Here is a 20229-nt window from a genome sequence, read left to right on the forward strand (position 1 = left end):
GGGCGGCAGGGGGCGCGGCGTGGCGGCCCGGGTCTCGGGTGCGGAGGATGCAGCATGCACGGGATTCCGCTCCGGATCGTTTTGTGCGTTTAGTCCATGATCGCCCTATGCTGTTGTGCGGGAGAGCTCGAGCAGTCGACGTGCCGGCGCCGAGCCGGCGGGAAGCGGGCTTCCATGGCTGAGCGATTGAAAATGCACGGATTGGTCGGCGAACTGGCGGCCGAGTTCGTGGGCACCATGATTCTCATCCTCTTCGGCTGTGGCGTGGTGGCCCAGGTGGTCGCCGGCGGAGCGCTCACGACACCGCCGGGGGGACTCGGAAACCACGACAGCATCGCCTGGGCCTGGGGCCTCGGCGTCACCCTGGGCGTCTACGTCGCGGCACGACTGAGCGGCGCCCACCTCAATCCCGCGGTCACGGTCGCCCTGGCCACGTTCAAGGGCTTCCCGTGGCGCAAGGTCGCCCCCTACGCGCTGGCGCAGACCGCCGGCGCCTTCGTGGCGGCACTCCTCGTGCGGTGGAACTACACCGAGGCGCTGGCGAAGGCCGACCCCGGGCACACCATCAAGACGCAGGGCGTGTTCTCCACGCTCCCCGCCAACGGCAATCCGAACCTGCCGGTCCACGAGTGGGGCGCGTTCCGCGACCAGATCATCGGCACCGCGATCCTGCTCCTGCTGATCCTGGCCGTCACGGACCTGCTGAACACGCCGCCTGGCGCCAACCTGGCCCCGTTCATCGTCGGTCTGATCGTCGTGGCCATCGGCATGGCGTGGGGCACCAACGCGGGGTACGCGATCAACCCGGCACGTGACTTCGGACCCCGATTGGCCAGTTTCATCACGGGCTACGGCACGGCATGGCGAGATCAGTACGGGAACCTCTACTTCTGGGTGCCGATCATCGGCCCCCTGATCGGCGGCCTGCTCGGCGCCGGGCTCTACAAGGCCTTCATCGGCCGGTTCCTGCCTACGGCGGAGCCGGAGCCTCCCGGCCGTGTTCCGGCCCCCGAGGAATGACCCCCACAGCAGAGGCGGCAACCCATGGCTGACTTCGTGGGCGCGGTGGACCAAGGCACCACCAGCACCCGTTTCATGATCTTCGACCACTCCGGCAACGAGGTGGCGAAGCACCAGCTGGAGCACGCACAGATTCTCCCGCGCTCGGGGTGGGTCGAGCACGACCCGGTGGAGATCTGGGAGCGGACCAACTCGGTGATCCAGAACGCTCTGCGGCACGGCAACCTCTCACCCGAGGACCTGGCCGCGATCGGCATCACCAACCAGCGTGAGACCACGGTGGTCTGGGACCCGCGCAACGGACGTCCCTACTACAACGCCATCGTCTGGCAGGACACCCGCACCGACTCCATCGCGGCGGCCCTCGAGCGTTCGGGCCGGGGCGACGTGATCCGGCGCAAGGCGGGGCTGCCGCCGGCGACCTACTTCTCCGGCGGCAAGATCCAGTGGATCCTGGAGAACGTCGACGGCGTCCGCGAGGCGGCGGAAGCGGGCCACGCCCTCTTCGGCAACACCGACGCCTGGGTCCTGTGGAACCTCACCGGCGGCCCCGACGGCGGCGTCCACGCCACCGACGTGACCAATGCCAGCCGCACCATGCTCATGGACCTGGAGACCCTCGACTGGGACGACGAGCTGCTGGGCTTCTTCGACATCCCCCGGCAGATGCTCCCCACCATCAACCCGTCCTCCCACCGCGAGGCGTTCGGCGTGACCCGCACCTCCCGGCCGCTCCGCGCCGCCATCCCCATCGCCGGGGTGCTCGGCGACCAGCAGGCGGCCACCGTGGGACAGGTCTGCTACGCGCCGGGCGAAGCCAAGAACACCTACGGCACGGGCAACTTCCTCGTCCTCAACACCGGTACGGAGCTGGTGCGTTCGCAGCACGGCCTGCTCACGACCGTGGCGTACCAGTTCGGCGACAGTCCGGCGGTCTACGCCCTGGAGGGCTCCATCGCCGTCACCGGGTCCGCGGTGCAGTGGCTGCGCGACCAGATGAAGATCATCAAGGATGCGGCGGAGAGCGAGACCCTGGCGCGCTCCGTCGAGGACAACGGCGGAATGTACTTCGTTCCCGCCTTCTCCGGTCTGTTCGCTCCGTACTGGCGGTCCGACGCGCGTGGGGCGATCGTCGGTCTGGCCCGCTACAACGACAACGGCCACCTGGCCCGGGCGACCCTGGAGTCCATCTGCTATCAGAGCCGCGACGTCGTCGAGGCCATGGAGCAGGATTCCGGAGTCCACCTGGACGTGCTGAAGGTGGACGGCGGGGTCACGGCCAACGACCTGTGCATGCAGATCCAGGCCGATGTCCTCGGGGTTCCGGTCAGCCGTCCGGTCGTCGCCGAGACCACCGCGCTCGGAGCGGCCTACGCGGCGGGTCTGGCCACCGGATTCTGGCGTGACACCGACGAGCTGCGCACCCACTGGCAGGAGTCCAAGCGCTGGGAGCCCCAGTGGTCCGAGGACCAGCGCGCGGAGGGTTACGCGGGCTGGAAGAAGGCGGTGGAGCGCACGCTCGACTGGGCCAAGGTCGAGTAGTCGCGAAGGTCGAGCAGTCCGGACGGGACCGGGCGCCGCCCGTGCCATCGGGCGGCGCCCGGTCCCGGCGTGCGCGAAGACGCAGCCCGTGGCCGGCCGAGCCGCCGCCGAGCCGCCGACCGTGCTCACCCGCCGGGATGGATTCGTGCGTCCGGTGAGGGCAACGCCGCTCGTGGTGGCCGTCGCCGCGTAGGGACGACGCAAGGCTGTCGCGCATGTTCACACCACATACACGACCGGCGCGACAGCGACACGCCGGCCGCCGGTCCCTTCCGGCCCGGGTCGCGGCCGTCGCGGCGACCGTCCTGGCCCTGGTCCTGACTCTCCCCGGCGCCGCGGCCGCTGCCCCGGGCGGGCTGGACGTCACCTTCAGCGGCGACGGCAAGGTGCTCACCGGCATCGCCGACGACGATCATGCCGACGACGTGGCGGTCCAGCCCGACGGGAAGATCGTCTCCGTCGGTGCTTCCGTCGACGCGTCAGCGGTGGAAAGCCGCTTCGCGCTGACCCGCCACAACTCCGACGGCACCCTGGACACCGGCTTCGGCGGTGACGGCACCGTGACGACAGCCGTCAACAACATGGGCCCGAGCCTCCAATGGAGCGAGGCGCACGCCGTGGCGCTCCAGGCCGACGGCAAGATCGTCGTGGTGGGCAGCAGTTGGCGGGACTACGAGGACTGCTGCTGGTTCGTGGTCGCCCGTTACAACTCCGACGGGACCCTGGACGACTCCTTCAGCGACGACGGCCGGGTCTTCGCCGACTTCGACGGACCGACCGAGGCCCTCGACGTGGCCGTCGACCCGGGCGGCAGGATCGTCGCGGCGGGCTATGCCGGCGGGCGGATGGCGGTGCTGCGCCTCACGGGCAACGGCACCCCGGACCCCACGTTCGGCGGCGACGGCACGGTGACCGCCAACCCGGCGGGTCCCGTTCTCCAGGAAGGCGGCGACGGCCGCGCCCTGGCGCTGCAGCCCGACGGCAGGATCGTCGTCGGCGGGCAGGTCGGCTCGACCAGGTTCGACTTCGCGCTGATGCGTTTCAACGCGGACGGCAGCGTGGACACGAGCTTCGACGGCGACGGCATCGTCCGCACGGACTTCGGCGACTACGAGTCCGTGGAAGGACTCGCGCTCCAGCCCGACGGGAAGATCGTCGCCGTCGGCGGCAGCGGCGCCAGGTTCGCCCTGGCCCGCTACCTCCCCAACGGCGCCCTGGACACGGGCTTCGACGGCAACGGCAGGGTGATCACCCCCGGCGGCGGAGCAGCGGACGTCAGACTGCAGCCCGGCGACGGCCGGATCGTCGTCGCCGGAAGCAACGGAACCGGCGGCGATCTCGCCGTCCTGCGCTACAACCCCGACGGCAGCCAGGACACCGGCTTCGGCACCGGCGGCCTCGCGACCGCGGACTTCGGCGGCAACGACGCAGCCCGTGGGGTCGCCCTCCAGACGGACGGCAAGATCGTCGCCGCCGGCGCCGGCGGACCCGGCGACGACTTCGCCCTGGCCCGATTCGAGGGCGGTGGCTCCCCGCCGCCGACCGGCGTGGACCTGTCGGTGACGAAGTCGGGCCCCACCACGGTCAGCATCGGCGACCGGGCCACCTACACGGTCCGGGTGACCAACAACAGCACCACGGCGACCGCCACCGGCGTCTCCCTGTCCGACACCCTCAGCGGCGTCGCCGTCTCCGTCGTCTCGGCGACCACCGGTTCAGGGACCTGCACCATCACCGCCACCACCGCGAGCTGCTCCCTCGGCGTCCTCGCCCCCGGAGCCGTAGCCACGGTGACGGTCGCCGCCGAGCCACGGGCCACCGGCACCCTCACCGACCGGGCCACGGCCGGCGCGGCCCAGACCGACCCGAGCACCGGCAACAACACCGCCACGGCGATCACCACGGTCGACAACGCGAGAGGCTGCACCCGCATCGGCACCAGCGGCAACGACACCATCACCGGAACCTTCGGCAACGACGTGATCTGCGCCCTCGGCGGTGACGACACGGTCGACGCGGGCAGCGGCAACGACACCGTCCACGGCGGGTACGGCAACGACCGCCTCGACGGCGGCCCCGGCAACGACACCCTCACCGCGGGCCCCGGCAACGACAACCTGATCGGCAACTCTGGCACCGACAACCTGAACACCGTCGACAACGTGTCCGGCAACGACACCGCCAACGGCGGTCTCCAGACGGACACCTGCACCACGGACCCCGGCGACACGCGCCTCAGCTGCCCCTGAGCCGCACCGCACACCGGCGACCCGGGCCCCGCACGCCGTGCGGGGCCCGACACGTACCCCGGCCCCCCGGTGTGCGCGCCCGCAGACGCTGCCACCGCCGGGCTGCGCGCGTCGTCGGCTCAAGGCCGGCCGGTCAGGCGGTCAACGGGACAGGCAAGACAGGCGGGGCAACCGCCGGTCGTGCCACTTGCTCAGCAGCAGCGCGAGCATGGCCCCTCCCCCCGGCTCGCAGGCGGAGACAACGAGCCGCACGACCACCACGACGACGCAGGCGCGGGGGGAGCACAGAGGGAACCGCTTCGGCACGAGCCGTCCTGCGGCAGATCGGTAGACATTGATCACGTATATGAACTCGAATGTGCACAGCGGCGTGGTGGGGCGGGGCGGGGTCGCCTGCGGAAATCCCTGTCTGTTCAGTGTGATCTGCGTCTGTGGGCCAGCTTCAGGGTGGTGACAACATTTCGACGATCGATCGGCGTTCACATACTTGTCACCCGCGAGAGGTCGTCCTATCCTCGCGGAGAGAAAGCGCTTTCCCGACGCTGCCGAACGTGGCGGGGAAGCGGCCCGCGGTATCAGCCGTGGGACATGCCTACGCGCCGATACCGATCCGGCGCGAGGCTGACCCGGGCCGACCGCACCGAGATGCGCCGCGGAACTCCGGGGCGCACTCCCGGCTCGGCTCGGGCTGCACCCCGGGCCGCCCGGGAGTGCGTTCCGGGCGCGGATGCATCGCTGCATCGCGGTCACACCACGGCCGCGGCCGCGTGACGAGCCTGCTCGCCACGGCCGCCGGCCGGCAGTTCCCCAGCCCGTTCAGCCGGTCGGTCTCCCGCCCGCGGCGGCGTTTCCCGCTCGCATCGCAGCAACACCGCCCCGCTCGTACGGAAGCGACACCGCCGCCGGTTCCGTATGCGCGGCGGGCCTGACACAGCAATGGGCCGGCAGGGCCAAGTCGTCCAAATGAATGACATGAGCATGACGGGTTGGGGGCTCCTTGACTGCTCACGACGGCCCTCGACGGCCGGACACGTCCAGGACGTGGCAGGCAGGCACCCCCGGTACTCGACGACGAAAACGAGGCGAGAATGAGAAAGCCAGTCGCTCTGCGACTCTCCGCGGCACTTGGCACGCTGACCCTGGCGGCGGCGACCGGCATGGTCCTGTCGCTGCCCGCCGCGTCGGCGGCAGGCGCCGGCGCGACCGGGTTCGCCACCCAGAACGGCGGCACCACCGGCGGCGCCGGAGGGGCCACGGTCAGGGCCACCACGGGCACTCAGATCCACCAGGCCCTGTGCAGCCGGGCCACCAGCAGCACCCCGATCGTCATCCAGGTCGAGGGGACCGTCACCGTCGGCAACACGGCGAAGGTGTCGGGCGGCAGCTGCAACACCGCCGCCGGCGTGATCGAGCTGAAGGGCATCAGCAACGTCACCCTCGTCGGCGTCGGCGGTGGGGCCGTGTTCGATCAGATCGGCATCCACCTCCGGCAGTCGAGCAACATCATCGTGCAGAACGTGACCGTCCAGAACGTGAAGAAGTCCGGTTCGCCCACCTCCAACGGCGGCGATGCCATCGGCATGGAGCGCGACGTGCACAACGTCTGGGTCGACCACGCCACGCTGACCGCCTCCGGCGGCGAATCGGCAGGCTACGACGCCCTGTTCGACATGAAGGACGACACCCGGTACGTGACGCTGTCCTACAGCGTCCTGCGCAACTCCGGTCGAGGGGGCCTCGTCGGCTCCAGCGACAGCGACCTCGGCAATGGTCCCGTCACCTTCCACCACAACCGGTACGAGAACATCGACTCCCGTACGCCCCTGCTGCGTGGCGCGACCGCGCACATCTACAACAACTACTACGTCCGGCTGAACGAATCGGGCATCAATCCCCGCGCCGGCGGCAAGGCCAAGGTCGACAACAACTACTTCAAGGACTCCAAGGACGTCCTCGGCACCTTCTACACCGACCTGCCGGGGTACTGGCAGGTCGGCGGGAACGTCTTCGACAACGTGACGTGGACGGCGCGGGGCGAGGACAACAACCCCGCAGGACCGAACCCGACGTCGAACACGACCGTCGCCATTCCCTACGCCTACAGCCTGGACGCCGCGTCCTGCGTGTCGGCGATCGTGACCGCGACGGCGGGCGCGAACACCGGGCTCAAGGTGTCGGACGGCAACTGCGCCGCGACGACGCCGACCGCGACGCCCCCCTCGAATCCCACGCCCACGCAGACGCCCACCGCTACATCGTCGGCGCCCACCGGGGCCAACCTGAGCCTCGGTGCGGCCGCGGCCGCCGACGGCTCCAGCAAGGCGTCCGGCACCAGCTACGGCAATGTCCGCGACGGTGACGCGAGCACGTACTGGTCACCGGCCGGCTCCACCGGATCCATCTCGATCAAGTGGGGGACGACGACCGCCATCTCCAAGGTGACCCTTCGGGAGGCTGCCGGAGCCGCGGGCGACATCCGTTCCTGGCGGGTGCTCAACGGCGACACCGGGGCGGTGCTGTCCTCGGGCAGCGGAGCGGGCACGATCTCCTTCACCGCCACCTCACTGAAGAAGGTCACCTTCGAGATCACGGGGTCCAGCGCCACGCCGAAGGTGGCCGAGTTCGAGACCTACGCCTGACCGAACGGCGACGCCGGGCCGGCCGCGCAGGCGGCCGGCCGGTTCCCTCCCGCCGACCCCTCGACTCAGCCCGCCCCGCCCCCGTGGCGTCTGGCCTGCGGTGCCGGATCCATGGCCGCTCTTCGGATGGCACGACGCTGGGCAGCCGTGGTGGCGCCCCAGATCCCGTCGTCCTCGCCGTGCTCGAGGGCCCAGTCGCGGCAGGCGACGAGCACGGCGCAGCGGCGGCAGACGGCGCGGGCCAGGGACGCCTCCGCGCCGGGAGCCGCGACGTCCGACAGCGGAAAGAAGATCTCGGGATCCTCTCCGATGCACGCGGCGCGTTCGCGCCAGTCGTCGGATTCCGGGTGTTCGCAACATGAGCGGGTCATGGTGCACCTCTCAAAGCCGCCCGAGGGCAGGACGAGCGATGGTCGCGGCGCGCCACAGCGCCGCGACTCCGGCAGAGGTTCCGAGCATCTTAGGCTTGTATGTCTCATTTGCGATAGGGGGTGACGGCGGCCCGCCCGCGATCCAGGACCGCGACGGCACGAAGCGGTCGCTGCTGTGGACCGGGCTCGACCGCCCCGGGGTCCGGAAGGCCCGGTCGACCACAGCTTCGCGGGCCGCCCGCCCGATGGGCCGCAGGGCTCCTCGGCGGGGGCTCGACTTCCGCATGGCCGAGGGCTCTGCGCTCACCTCATGAACGCGATCACGGCTCCCCGTGCCGGGCTATCCGTCGCGTCGTGGCTGGGATCCCGCAAGCGGAAGGAGGTCATACCTTGCGCAGAATCTCCGCCACCCTTTCCCACTCCACGTGCTGGGCGGCAATGCTCCCGATCCGGTCCATGTCGCGCCTGTCTCTTTCGGCGCACTGCCGCATGCCGGGAATGAAAGTTTTCCCACCCCTGGGGAGGTCGGATATTCCAGACCTGATCTCGGGCAGTATGTTGACGCCACGCAAAGACAGGCCGTATGCGGCTTGAACGCGTGATCGCAGGTGATAGCGTGCGGCTCCTATTCCCAGCCTGCGGACCCGAAGTCCCCACCGGGACTGGCGGCTGTAACTCACCAGGAGAATGTACGGCTCCAGGGCGTAGTAGATCTCCAAGAGGCGCGTATGCATTTGAGAGAACAGGGCTTTTTCGCGCAGGGCCGAGTTCTCGAGATAGGCCGACAGGTTACTCAGGGCATTGATGACAAGCGGTGCGTACTCCAGGTATTTTTCGCATTGCTGCTGTCCGTCCGGCGGTGACGAAGAAGGCCTTGTGTTGGAGGCCAGCCAGTCGACGAGCTGGCTTGCGCGGTCGTCCAGCGACCCGCGGAAAGCAGGCACATCGTAAAGCAGGTACATCGCCTCGCTTTCAATCTCACGCCACTCTGTGTGCATCGAAGAAAGCGACTCCGCACTGCGCTGACGCTGCACGATCCGCAGTTGGGAAATGCCGAAGACAAGCGCCGTGAAGACTGTGACAGTTTGGATGCAGCCGAAGAGGAGGCTCCAGGCTTCGTATGAGATTCCGGCATAGCTCGAAGCCAGCATGCGCCCCCCAGAGGTCCCCTCAGCCCTTGAGCGTTGGTATGCCCTTGCGTCGGTAACCGCAATCATGTGCGGCAGTGAGCTCGTGCGGCACGGCCCTGCAGTGGGGCGTCGAGTCGTCGGGCGGGATCAATCTGCGGTGCCGCCGTACTGTCTGGGTTCGGCCTCCGCGTGGTGCCCGAAAGGCCGCTGCCGGGCGCATTGTGTCGTTCGGGCGGAGCGGGGCTGTGAATGAGCCCGTCCCAGGCCGCTGATCTGGCCACACTCATGATCGTCACGGCGAAAGCGCGCACATCCTCTGTCGCGCTGCCGGCGGCATCGACCCTTTCGGCAGGGCCGCCGCGGCACTGCTCGCCGGCCTGCCGAGTTCGGGCTGAACCGGACTCGGTTCGCTGATCGCAGAGTTGACCGAAGCACCCGGGTGCGTGATCTTGTGACTGAGCGCCCGAGTCGGCCGTCGACCACTCCAGTCGGCCGCTTCGGCGCTGCCGCGCCTCCGCACCGTCGGCGCCGCCGCCGGGGGCTACTCCTTCGTGCCGACCGTGCGCAGTGCGGCGAGCACCAGTGCCCGGGTGACGGTGACGACTTCGCTCACGCGGACCTGTTCCTGCGGACCGTGTGCGTGGCGTACGTCGCCGGGGCCGTACTGCAGTGTGGGGATGCCCGCCCCGGCGTACAGTCGCAGGTCACTGCCGTACGGGGCGCCTCGCTCAGTTGGTCGCGGGCCGCCGGTGACGTCGGCGTGCGCGTCGCCGACCCGGGCTGCGAGCGGATGCCCGGCCGGCAGCCGCCCGCTGGCGAACTGTCCGCCGGGCCACGTCACCGTGGCCGGGTGGGAGCGCAGCCAGGGGTCGGCCGCGCAGGCTTCGGCCACGCACGCCTCCAGTTCGGTGCGTGCCCGGGCAGGGTCCTCGCCCAGCCGGACGCCCAGTCTTCCTTCGGCCACCAGCAGGTCGGGCACGCTGCTGGCCCAGTCGCCGGAACGGACGGTGCCGACGGACAGCGGGTAGGGGATGGGGTATTCGGACATGAGTGGGTCGCAGCCGGCGTTGCGGCGGGCTTCCAGGTCGGCGAGCGCGCGGTGGATGGGCAGATAGGCGTCGATGGCGCTCACTCCCACGTATCTGGTGCTGCCGTGGGTGGCCCGGCCGGGTACCTGGATGCGAAAGGTCAGGGCGCCGGCGTTCGCAGTCATGAGCGCGCCGCCGGTCGGTTCGGTGATGATGCAGGCGTCACCGGTGTGGCCGCGTTCGAGGGTGCCGAACGCTCCGAGTCCTCCGTCCTCTTCGCTGACCACGAAGTGCGCGGACAGTCGGCCGCGCAGCCTTGCGCCCGCCTCCCGTATCGCGGCCAGGGCGGCGAGTATCGCCACCACCCCCGCCTTCATGTCGCACGCTCCTCGGGCATGCACCACGTCCCCGGCGACCCGGGGGCGGAAGGGGTCGCCCTCCCATCGCGCCAGGTCCCCGGAGGGGACGACGTCGACGTGCCCCTGGAGGACCAGGGTCGGCCCGTCGCCCTGGGGCCGCGTGCCGCCGACCAGGCCCCACGCCTCCGTGCGCGGGGCCTCGCTGCCGGGAAACCGGGGATGGGCACGCAGCTCGGGCAAATTCATGGACCACAGGTCGACATCGAGGTCCATCCGCTCCAGACGCCGGGCCAGGACGTGCTGGATCTCGGACTCCGCGGCGCTCCCCGTCACGCTCGGGACGGCGAGGAGTTCCAGCAGCAACCGGGCGATGGCCGCCTCGTCCACCGCGCCCAGCGCGGAGGCTTCCACATCGCTCAGACGTGCTGTCATCTCGACACTTCTCCCGGCACGTGACATCAGGACAAGCCGGAGACTATGTTCGGCGGGCAACGCAAGCAATCGCCATTTGATGCTGCCTACCGTCGCTTTCTTGCAATGTCAGCGGGCTCACGGCGATTCCTTGCGCCGAGCGGCGGGCTCTGACGTCTGGAGTGAGGTCATGGACGCCATCGATCAAGCGATCATCCGCTACGTGATGCACCACGCACGCGCCCCGTACGCCCAGATCGGCAAGGCGGCCGGGCTGTCCGCGCCCGCCGCCAAGCGGCGTCTCGACCGTCTGGTGGCCACCGGCGCGATCCGCGGTTTCACCGCTCTCATCGATCCTCAGGCGTTGGCCTGGCACACCGAGGCTTTCGTCGAGATCTACTGCACCGGCAATCCCACCCCCGCCGAACTGTGCCGAGCCCTGGAGGGCATCCCCGAGGTCGTCGAAGCCTGTACCGTCTCCGGCGCCGCGGACGCGGTCGTCCACATGCTCGCCAGAGACATCACGCATCTGGAACAGGCCATCCAACGCGTGCGCGCCACCGCTCCGGTCGAACGGACCGAGAGCGCCATCGTGCTCTCCCGGCTGCTGAACCGGCCTCGCGTGTGAGCGACACCGTGGGATCACCGCGAGCGCCGAGGCTCACGTCGTCCGCCGGCCGGCGGTGGCGCTCGAAGGGGCCGACTGACGGAAGCGGAAACCGAAGCGCACATCGAAGAGGAGACCGAAGCGGCAGGTCAGGGCGGAGCAGGTCGGACTCCGGTGAGGGCGCCGCCGCATATGATCGGCCGGTGATCAGTCCTGTCGTTCTCCGGGTCGCCGCGACGCCGGCTGCTCCCGCGCTCGTTCTTCGCCCCTGGAGCCTGGAGGAGGCAGCGCCGCTGGCCGAGGCGTTCCGGGATGCCGAACTGCGCCGGTGGACAAGCCACACCGTGCGGAACGAAGCAGAGGGGACGCGGTGGGTGCGGTCCCAGCAGCAGAGCTGGTCGGCGGGGGACCGGTTCAACTTCGCCGTCCTCGAGGCGCAACCCGACGGCCTCCGCGGGCCGTTGCTCGGCAGTGTGGTCCTCAAGGGCGTCGCGTCCGGCGAACCGGCCGCCGAGGTGGGCTACTGGACCGCGGCCCACGCCCGTGGGAAGGGAGTGGCCTCTCGCGCCGTGGACGCACTCTGCGGCTGGGCCTTCGGCGCCTTCGAAGCCGACGGGCTGGAGCGTCTCGAACTCCTCCACCAGGTGGACAACCGGGCGTCGTGCCGGGTCGCGCAGAAGAGCCGGTTCGACTTCCACCGCGTTCTGCCTGCGGCGCCACCTTCCTTCCCCCACCCGGGCCACCTGCACGTACGTCGCGCGAGCCACTGACGAGCCACCGACGAGCCGCTGACACCCTCGCGCCCGTCCCGCAGGCGAGTCGGTGAGTCAGTGGGCCGGTGGGTTGGTGGGCCGGTGGGCCGGTGGGTCGGGACGCGGGGGTCAGTTCCGCGGCGGCCCCTACTGGCGACGTCGATCCGCTCTACCACCGGGCGCTCAGGTGGGCAGGTCGTGCTCGCTGATCGCGTGGCGGCAGCTGCTGCGTTTGCATCGCCCGAGCGGGCCGCCGGCCTGGAAGTCGGGGCACGGGCAGGACAGGCAGCGGACGCGCTCACTCGGGTCGGGCCCACCCAGCCCGTCGTCCGTCAGTCTCACCCGGGTGGTTTCCCGGACGTGTCCCGTGTGCTCGCCGACTCTGTGGGGATCGGCCTCGCTCTCCTCAAAGGCCTTCTTCTGGGCGTCCGTTGGGTCGTAATGCATGGTGCCTCCAGACGTGGAGGTGACGGCGACGGCATACCGTCTCTCCCCCCAAGATGACCCGGTGGACGCCCGCTCGCACGTCGAGCGTGCGTACCGCTGCCGGCGCTCCGCCCACCCCACCTGCGGTGTGCCCTCCGCACGTCCGACAGGCCCCGTCCGACAGCCCGACAGCCCGACGGCCCGACGGCCGACGACGGAACCGGCGGTTCACTCCGCGTCGAGCTGGTGGGCGGCCCAGACGTAGGTGTGGGGCAGCAGGTCGGTGATCAGCACGGTGCGGACGCGGTCGCCGTCGCCGACGATGACCTTGAGAGCGGGGAAGTAGTCGAGGAGGGCCTGCCGGCACCGGCCGCACGGCGGGATCACTCCGCGCTCGCGGTCACCCACGGCGACGATCGTGTCCAGCTCGTAGGAGCCCTGGCCGGCTGCCGTGCCGATGAGGACCAGCTCGGCGCAGGGACCGCCGGTGAAGTGGTACGCGTTCACCGCGGTGATGATCCGGCCGTCACGATCGCGGGCCGCCGCCGCCACGGTGTGGTTGTCGCCCCGACAGCGGGTGCGGGCGACCTGCGCTGCGGCCTGGATGAGCTCGTGGTCGACGGGGTGGGTCTGCGTGGTCATCTTCTTCGCCTTCGTGAGGGGTCAGATGACGTTGACCTGCGCGAGGAGCGCGCGCAAGTGGATATCGGCGACGCCTGCGATCACGGGGTGTGCGCCGACGGGGGCGAGCCGGGGCAGGGCGTCTGTTCACTCGCTCGAGCAGAGCCCGCCGGGCACAATCGGCGGATGCCGATCACCGCGGAGCAACTGCTCGCCGCCCTCGAACCGCTGCCGTTCCCCGCCCGCCTGACCCTGACGGCGCGAACCGCACGCGGGCTCGCGGACGACGGGGCACTCGCCCCACTGCTGTCCGAGCTGGACGGGCGCGGGCCGTACGAGCGGCGGCTGGCGGCGTTGGCGGCCCTGGTGGGACGGGACGGGGGCTTCCTCGCCGAGCGGTTGGCCGACCCGGATCCGGTCGTCGCCGGATACGCGCTGCGCGGCGCTCGGGAACTGCCCCTACCGGACGAGGCGGTGGAAGAGGCGTACGCCGACGCACCGGCCGTGCTGCGCATCCGGCTGGCCCGTCTGCTCGGCCGCGGGGACCGTCGCGCACTGGCCGAGCGACTGGTGGCGCGCATGCGCGCGCAGTGGGGTGACGCCGAGGCCGCGCGGCTGCTTCCGGCCTGCTCCACCCCTTTCGTGACACGGGAGTTGTCGGGGCTGGCACACGCCGTCGACGACTGGACACGACTGGCGCGCCGGCATCCGGACCCGGTGCTGGACCACGCAGGGCGGGCGCTGGCCGACCGGACCGAGGGGGAGCAGCGGGACGAGTGGTGGCGCCGGCACGCCACCATGGTCGCGGCGCTCGCTCCGATGCGCCCCGAGCGGGTGCTGACGCTGCTGGAACGGCAGGGCCCCGGCAGTCTCCCGCCCGAGCTGAACCGGGGACTGAGCCCCCTGGTGACCGCCGACGCCGATCGCGTCATCCGCTGGATCACCTCGCCCGACCGCCGTGAACAACGCTACGAGCCGATTCCCCCGTCCGGAGTGCTGCACAGGCTCGTGCGGGCGGCCGCACCCTCGTCGCTGGCGGCACTCGGCCGGCACTGGCTCACCCGCGGCAGTCACTTCCCGGCGCTGGTGAAGGCGATCCCGCCCGGCCGGCGCCCCGCGTTCATCGACGCGGTCGCCGTCGAACCGGGCGGCGTGGACCCGGCGTTGAGCGTCCTCGGCCTGCTGACGCGCGAGCGCCGCTCGGCGGAAGTCCGGCGGGCGAAGGCCGGGTTCGACGGCACCGACTACTGGTTCGAGGAGCTGGACATCCTCGCCCACGGCCCGATCGAGGACGCACGTCCCGCGCTGCTCGCCGGGATCGGGCGGTTCGACGCCGACGACCGGGCCACCGCCTGGCCGCTGTTCGTGGCCTGCGCCGCCCGGGACGGCAGCCGGGGGGCGATCACGGAGATGCTGGCCACGATGGCCCGGCGGCTGCGCAACGAGCAGGACCCGGTGCGCGCCGAGGCGCTCGGCGCACTCGCCTGGACGCACCCACGGCTCTTCGGCTCAGGCGACGCCCCGCTCCTGGACGCGATCGCCACCGGTGCGCTGGAGGCACGGGACACCTCCGCCGAGACCCTGTCGGCGCTGCGCACCCTCGCCGTACGGGTGCTGGTGGAGCACGCTCCGGCGCAGGCGTCGGACCTGCGGGACTGGGCGCTGGGCGCCCTGGAGGGCATCACGGGCCGCGTCGGCGTCCCCGACTTCGGTCCGCTGCACCGGACCCTGCGCCGAGGTCAGGAACACCAGGTGTTCGACGCACTGCGCCCCTGGCTCGACGCCGGGGCGGGGAGGGCCGACTACCGGCTGCTGCTGGGCCTGGCCACCGCACTGGGACCGCGCGCCCGTCGGATGCCCGAGGTGCAGGAGCGGCTGGCCGCGGCCGTGGAGCGCGGAGACGACGCGACGTTCCGGGCGGCCGCCGAACTGTGGCTGGCCGCGCCAAAGACCCGCGGCGAACGGGTCGCCAGGATCGTCGCGCTAGAGCCGTCGTCCGTCGTCCTGCCGTCCGTGCTGCGGGTGCTCGCCCGGCAGCGCACGGACCTGCTGGACACCCTGCTCGGCGCCGCGCCGCCGTACGGGCGCTTCCTGACGGACGGGGCCCGGCGGCCGCTGCCCGACCTCGGCGACAGCGACCGGTGGCTGCCGCGCCAGCAGCGCAGGGCGGTCGGGCTGGTCGAGGAGGCGGTCGCGGACGATTCGCTGCCGCTCGACGAACGAGCCGCCCTCATCCGGGCCGCGGCCCCGGTGCCCGGCTTCGGCAGGGCTCTGGCGCTCGCGCACAAGGACGACCCGGAAGTGGTCGTCGCCGAGGCGGCCCTCGGCGCGCTGCCCTGGACCGACCGGCCGCACGCCGTCCTGCCGGCGCTGCTGGAGCAGGCGGACGGCGACCGTGCCAGGGTCGCCGTGTACGCGGCGTCCCGCGTCGCCCGATTCACCGCCCCGTCCGAACTCGCCCCTGCGCTGGACGCGTTGCTCACCGCAGAGCGGCCGGTGAAGGTGACCTCCCGCAAGGAGGCCGTACGGCTCGCCGCGGGGTTCCTGCCGCCCCGGCGGGCGGTGGCCCTGCTGGCGAACGCCTTCGGCGCTCCCGACCGCCACCCGGACGTGCGCGCGGCCGTCGTGCGCGCTCTGCCGCCGCTGCTCGGCGAGCCGGAGGCCTGGCGCCTCCTCGACGACGTCGCTCGCGGCGACACCCGCCCCGTGCACGAAGCCCTCCTGGACGTCACTCCCTGGGAGTTGACCGAGACGCACCGTCGTGCCTACTCCGCGGTGATCGTCGCGGTGTACGACGCCGCCCTGGCCCTCACGGAGGGCGTCGGGAGCGGCTACGGCCTGCTGCGCGCCATGGGGGCGTGGTGCCGCTACTCACCCGAACTCGCGGTACGCATCTCCCGTACGGCCTGCGACCTCGACGAGCGTGCGTACTGGCAGACCGCCGGGTCCGTGCTGCGCGACCTGGCCCTGTCCGGACTGCCGCACCCCTTGGGCGGCGCCGCGCCGGGGAGCGTCTACCACGGTGCGGTGGCCGAGTTGCTGGCGGCGATGCACACGGCGCAGGGCGGCTGTCAGGCGCAGGAGGGCCGGGACCTGCCGGCGCTGCAGCGGCTACGGAATCTGACGTACTTCGGCCATGTGGAAGGGGCGGGGGCCGAGTTGCTCGACGCGGTCGCCGGTCAGTTGGCGCCGGAGCCCCTGCTGATCGGTGAACGAGCCGGGCTGCTGGTCGGGTTGGTGGAGCACGCCGTGGGGTCGGCCGCCTTGATGGAGCGGCTCCAGCAACTCGCGGACGCCCTCGAAGGCGCCGGGGTGAGCGTCGCCGTGCACACGTCCGAGCGGTTGTGGTCGTCGCGCGCGTCGCGCGCGTCGCGCGCTGTTCCGTGGCGCGTCGCAACCCTGCTGGCTGAGGCCGACCGGTTCGCCCGAGACGGCGGTACCACCACGGGCCTGCTGGCGGTCGGCCTGGTGAGGGCAACCGGCGGCGCGCTCCGCTGGCCCGAGGAATGGCGTTCTGTGCTGCGCCGGTTGCGCACGCACGCGAGCGCCGACGTGCGCCACGAGGCGCACAGGGTCATGACGGAGAAGGAATGACCGCTCCGCGGCGGGGGTGAGACGCACCAGAGATCTCGGTCAGCGGCAGGTGCTGACCGGTAGAGAATCAAGGCGTCCTCTCGGCATCCTGGGGGCATGGTCGACGCGGACGAACCCGGGATCGAGGTCGGTGTCGACGGTGAGGCTTCGGCCTTGCCGACCCCCGTATGCCGCACGATCCGGCCCCATGCCCTGCGCGTACGGGTGCCCCGTAACCGCCCCGGCGTCCCTCCGGTGAAGTCCCCCAGGGACTGAGGCGGCTCCGGAGGGCGGCGCTCACCTGAGGCTGACCCGGCTGCGGGATCGGGCCGCCCCGCTGCCTCATCGGCTCAATCTCCAGAGTGCGGTCACCGATGGCGAACGGCCCGCGCGTCTGCCCCCGGCGCCGGTCTCAGGGGTGCTGCGGACGGGCCAGCCGACGGAGGAGCGCCACCGCGTCCTCGACGGGCACCGGCTCGAAGAAGCGCGCGTCGGCCAGCTCGACGGCCGCGACCGCGCGCGGGGCCAGCTCGGCGCCGACGTCGGTGACGCGCAGTCGCTTGGCGCGCGTGTCGGCGGGGTCGGTCTCGCGCTCGATGAGCCCCTTGAGCTCCAGGGTGCGCAGGACCTGGGAGGTCATCTTGACGTCGGTGCCCGCCTGCCGGGCCAGAGCCAGCTGGTTGGGGTGTTCGCCCTGGGAGTTGAGCCACCAGGTGCAGGCGAGCAACACGAACTGGACATGGGTGAGTTCGAGGGGGGCCAGTGCTGCGGCGATGTCGCGCTGCCAGCGCAGTGTGGCGTGCCAGAGCAGCAGTCCCGGGCTGTCCTCGGGGTCGAGGGGCATCAGCGCTGCGCCAGGTCGACCAGAGCGGCCATGGTGTCGGGCCAGTCGGCGGTGATCCCGGGCCCGATGTGGGCGCCTGCCTCGTCGGCCCCGGGGCCGGTGATCTCCATGCGGTACACCACTCGGACGCGGCCGGTGCCGATCGGGTCGATCCGGTGCGTCGTGCGCAGCAGCAGGTCGCCGAAGCGGGCTTCGTCGACGAACAGTTCGTTCTGCCGGGCCTCGGCGATGTGCAGCTCGATCGGGTCGTCCCCGGGCGGTGTCATCGTGATCCGGGTGCCCGGCGCGAAGGGGCCGGCGATCTCGATCTTCTCGATCTCCGCGTTCCAGAGGCCCCAGTTGTCGACGTCGGCCCAGAGCCGCCAGATCGCCTCGGGGGCGGCGCTGGTCTCGACGGCGTGTTCGTACTCCCACATGAATGCCTCCGCGAAGATGATGTGTCCACAGACTATCTGTGCGAAGACCATCTGTCCAGAGGGCGAGCGGTATTCGCGCCGCCTCACCGGCCGTCCCCGGCCGTGAGGCGTCGCCGTCGTTCACGTCTGGGCGGGGATGTCGAGGGCGGTCCCGTACAGGCGGGACACCCGGATCACGATGGTCACCCGCCGGTCGGGGAGCGGCTCGCCGGAGACCGCTTCGTCGGCGGGGTCGACTATCCGGGCCTCGCCCTCCGCCACGGCGAACGACCAGACGTCCGGGCCGCTCACGTGCAGTGAGGTGTGCGGGTTCCGGCGCAGCTGGCGGACCTTGAGCCGGTCGGCGGTCGAGGAGACGCGCAGTGTGCGCTCCTCGGCGTCCCAGTCGTACAGGACGGTCGACAGGTGGGGGTGGCCGGTGCTCCTGACGCTCGCGAGCACCCCGAACCGCTGCTGCTCCAGCAGACGTGAGAGCTCCTGGCCGGAGAGCGCGCGAGGGGCCGGGCCGTCGTTCTCGGCGCCGGAGCCGGCGCTCCCGTCGGTGACGCCCTCGGCGCGGGAGTCGGTGACGTCGGCGGTGGTCTCGTGGGCGGCGTGGTCGTTCATGGGATCAGCCTTTCGGGGGAGTCGTGCGGGCGGTGACGGGTGTGCGGTGACGGGTGTGGCGGTCAGGCCTTCGTCGCGTGGGCCGGAGCCGCCGTGCCGGCGGACGGCTCCGCGGCGGTTCGGCGTCCTGGACGGCGCAGCATCGTGAACGCGAGGGCGAAGGCGACGACGAGGAGCCCCGCTCCGACCGCGAACGCGAGCCGGTATCCGCCGGTCAGCGCTTCGGCCGTGGTGTGCCCGCCCGCGGTGAGGCTCCGGGTGCGGGAGGCGGCCAGGGTCGACAGGACCGCGACGCCGAGCGCCATGCCGATCTGCTGGGTGGTGTTGAAGACGCCGGACGCCAGACCGGCGTCCTCCTCGTCGGCGCCGGACATGGCCAGTGCGGTCAGTGCCGGCAGCGCGAGGCCGAAGCCTGCGGCGAGCAGCATGGCGGGCAGGAGGTCGACGGCGTAATGGGCCTGCACGGGAAGGCGGCTGAGGAGGGCGAGGACGCCGATGAGCGCTGCGATGCCCGCCAGCAGGACGCCGCGCTCGCCGAACCGGGTGCTCAGACGGGCGGAGACCCCCAGTGAGACGGCGCCGATGACGGCGGCCGCCGGGAGCATCGCGAGCCCGGTCTCGGCGGCGCCGTATCCGCCCACCTGCTGGAGGTAGAGGGCGACGAGGATCTGGAAGGAGAAGAGCGCGGCGACCATCAGGACCTGGACCAGGTTGGCGGCCAGGACGCTGCGCGAGCGGAAGATCCGCAGCGGCATCAGGGGGTTACCGGCGGTGGCCTGACGCACGAGGAACGCGGTGAGCAGGGCGGCGGCGACGGCTCCCGTGCCCAGGGTGCGCCCCGACGACCAGCCGTGTTCCTCGACTTTGACGACGGTGTAGATGCCGAGCATCAGACCGGCGGTGACCAGGCCTGCGCCCCATGCGTCGGCGCCCCCTTCGAGGCCCGGGCCGACGTCGCGGGGCAGCACGCGTACGGCGGTCGAGAGGACGGCGACGCCGATCGGCAGGTTGATGAAGAAGATCCAGTGCCAGTCGAGCGCATCGGTGAGCACGCCGCCGAGGACCTGACCGATGGATGCGCCGGCCGCGCCGGTGAAACTGAAGACGGCGATGGCCCTGGCGCGCTCCCTCGGCTCGGTGAACAGCGTCACGAGGATGCCGAGGCCGACGGCGGAGGCCATGGCGCTGCCGATGCCCTGGAGGAAGCGGGCGGCGATCAGCGCCGCGGACGAGGTGGCCGCGCCGGCCAGCAGCGAGGCGGCGGTGAAGAGCGTGGTGCCGGCCAGGAACATGCGCCTGCGGCCGATCAGGTCGCCGAGCCGGCCGGCCAGCAGCAGGAGGCTGCCGAACGCGATGAGATAGGCGTTGACGACCCAGCTGAGCCCGGCTGGGGTGAATCCCAGCTCGTCCTGGATGGCCGGCATCGCCACGGTGACGATGGAGCCGTCCAGGACGATCATCAGCATTCCGGCGGCGACGACGGCGAGCGCGAGCCGACGTGTGCGGGCTGCGGCGGGTAAGCGGGCGGGGCTCACTGAGGTGGACATGGGGGGCCTCCTGTCGGTCGGTCGGGACGACAGGAGAGACCGTAGCAGATAGTTTTGTTGAAGACTATTTGCTTCGGTCTTACGTTGC

At 71.3% G+C, this 20229-nt stretch carries 15 protein-coding genes and 1 pseudogene; 8 read left to right on the forward strand and 8 right to left on the reverse strand.

Annotation, left to right across the window (positions count from 1 at the left end; all coding sequences use genetic code 11):
- Positions 1–174: 174 nt before the first annotated feature.
- The 4 genes from ACH4ZA_RS28655 to ACH4ZA_RS28670 all read left to right on the forward strand — a co-directional run bounded on the left by ACH4ZA_RS28655 (position 175) and on the right by ACH4ZA_RS28670 (position 7450).
- On the forward strand, positions 175–1020 hold the full coding sequence (locus ACH4ZA_RS28655) for an MIP/aquaporin family protein (protein ID WP_398432259.1): 846 nt from the start codon (positions 175–177) through the stop codon (positions 1018–1020).
- Between the two features lie 24 nt (positions 1021–1044).
- Positions 1045–2562 carry a glycerol kinase GlpK gene (glpK, locus tag ACH4ZA_RS28660; RefSeq protein ID WP_398432260.1) on the forward strand — a complete coding sequence of 506 codons (1518 nt, stop codon included), beginning with the start codon at positions 1045–1047 and terminating at the stop codon, positions 2560–2562.
- A gap of 215 nt (positions 2563–2777) precedes the next feature.
- Positions 2778–4811 carry a calcium-binding protein gene (locus ACH4ZA_RS28665; protein WP_398432261.1) on the forward strand — a complete coding sequence of 678 codons (2034 nt, stop codon included), beginning with the start codon at positions 2778–2780 and terminating at the stop codon, positions 4809–4811.
- 1088 nt (positions 4812–5899) lie between these two features.
- Positions 5900–7450 carry a polysaccharide lyase family 1 protein gene (locus tag ACH4ZA_RS28670; RefSeq protein WP_398432262.1) on the forward strand — a complete coding sequence of 517 codons (1551 nt, stop codon included), beginning with the start codon at positions 5900–5902 and terminating at the stop codon, positions 7448–7450.
- A gap of 65 nt (positions 7451–7515) precedes the next feature.
- Here the strand turns inward: ACH4ZA_RS28670 and ACH4ZA_RS28675 are convergent, their stop codons facing one another.
- The 3 genes from ACH4ZA_RS28675 to ACH4ZA_RS28685 form a co-directional block, all read right to left on the reverse strand.
- Positions 7516–7821, reverse strand: coding sequence for a WhiB family transcriptional regulator (locus ACH4ZA_RS28675; RefSeq protein ID WP_398432263.1), 306 nt, complete (start codon positions 7819–7821; stop codon positions 7516–7518).
- A 383-nt stretch (positions 7822–8204) separates the two neighbouring features.
- The gene (locus ACH4ZA_RS28680) at positions 8205–8972 is read right to left on the reverse strand and encodes a hypothetical protein (protein ID WP_398432264.1); all 768 of its coding nucleotides are present in this window, start codon (positions 8970–8972) and stop codon (positions 8205–8207) included.
- A 520-nt stretch (positions 8973–9492) separates the two neighbouring features.
- Positions 9493–10770, reverse strand: coding sequence for an ArgE/DapE family deacylase (locus tag ACH4ZA_RS28685; RefSeq protein WP_398432265.1), 1278 nt, complete (start codon positions 10768–10770; stop codon positions 9493–9495).
- Positions 10771–10939: 169 nt separating this feature from the next.
- On the opposite strand from ACH4ZA_RS28685, the gene ACH4ZA_RS28690 reads away from it, so the two are divergent.
- Positions 10940–11377 (forward strand): Lrp/AsnC family transcriptional regulator, encoded by a 438-nt coding sequence (locus tag ACH4ZA_RS28690; protein ID WP_398432266.1) that lies wholly within the window; start codon positions 10940–10942, stop codon positions 11375–11377.
- Positions 11378–11559: 182 nt separating this feature from the next.
- Complete coding sequence (locus ACH4ZA_RS28695) at positions 11560–12126, forward strand: GNAT family N-acetyltransferase (protein WP_398432267.1); 567 nt, start codon at positions 11560–11562, stop codon at positions 12124–12126.
- Between the two features lie 636 nt (positions 12127–12762).
- Here the strand turns inward: ACH4ZA_RS28695 and ACH4ZA_RS28700 are convergent.
- Positions 12763–13176, reverse strand: coding sequence for a cytidine deaminase (locus ACH4ZA_RS28700; RefSeq protein ID WP_398432268.1), 414 nt, complete (start codon positions 13174–13176; stop codon positions 12763–12765).
- Positions 13177–13341: 165 nt separating this feature from the next.
- Here ACH4ZA_RS28700 and ACH4ZA_RS28705 point away from each other — a divergent pair, with 165 nt between their 5' ends.
- Positions 13342–16749: a hypothetical protein gene (locus ACH4ZA_RS28705; protein WP_398432269.1), complete on the forward strand. Its 3408-nt coding sequence runs from the start codon at positions 13342–13344 to the stop codon at positions 16747–16749.
- A gap of 96 nt (positions 16750–16845) precedes the next feature.
- Positions 16846–17033, forward strand: a pseudogene (locus tag ACH4ZA_RS28710) (diacylglycerol kinase); the annotation flags it as partial.
- 107 nt (positions 17034–17140) lie between these two features.
- On the opposite strand, the gene ACH4ZA_RS28715 reads toward ACH4ZA_RS28710, so the two are convergent.
- The 4 genes from ACH4ZA_RS28715 to ACH4ZA_RS28730 form a co-directional block, all read right to left on the reverse strand.
- Positions 17141–17572 carry a MarR family winged helix-turn-helix transcriptional regulator gene (locus ACH4ZA_RS28715; RefSeq protein ID WP_398432270.1) on the reverse strand — a complete coding sequence of 144 codons (432 nt, stop codon included), beginning with the start codon at positions 17570–17572 and terminating at the stop codon, positions 17141–17143.
- On the reverse strand, positions 17572–17988 hold the full coding sequence (locus tag ACH4ZA_RS28720) for an SRPBCC family protein (protein ID WP_398432271.1): 417 nt from the start codon (positions 17986–17988) through the stop codon (positions 17572–17574). The genes ACH4ZA_RS28715 and ACH4ZA_RS28720 overlap by 1 nt, the downstream gene beginning before the upstream one ends.
- Positions 17989–18108: 120 nt before the next feature.
- Positions 18109–18594 carry a pyridoxamine 5'-phosphate oxidase family protein gene (locus ACH4ZA_RS28725; RefSeq protein ID WP_398432272.1) on the reverse strand — a complete coding sequence of 162 codons (486 nt, stop codon included), beginning with the start codon at positions 18592–18594 and terminating at the stop codon, positions 18109–18111.
- Positions 18595–18656: 62 nt separating this feature from the next.
- The gene (locus tag ACH4ZA_RS28730) at positions 18657–20141 is read right to left on the reverse strand and encodes an MFS transporter (RefSeq protein ID WP_398432273.1); all 1485 of its coding nucleotides are present in this window, start codon (positions 20139–20141) and stop codon (positions 18657–18659) included.
- Positions 20142–20229 lie beyond the last annotated feature (88 nt).

This window comes from Streptomyces sp. NPDC020597 (assembly GCF_044335095.1).
Lineage (GTDB): Bacteria > Actinomycetota > Actinomycetes > Streptomycetales > Streptomycetaceae > Streptomyces.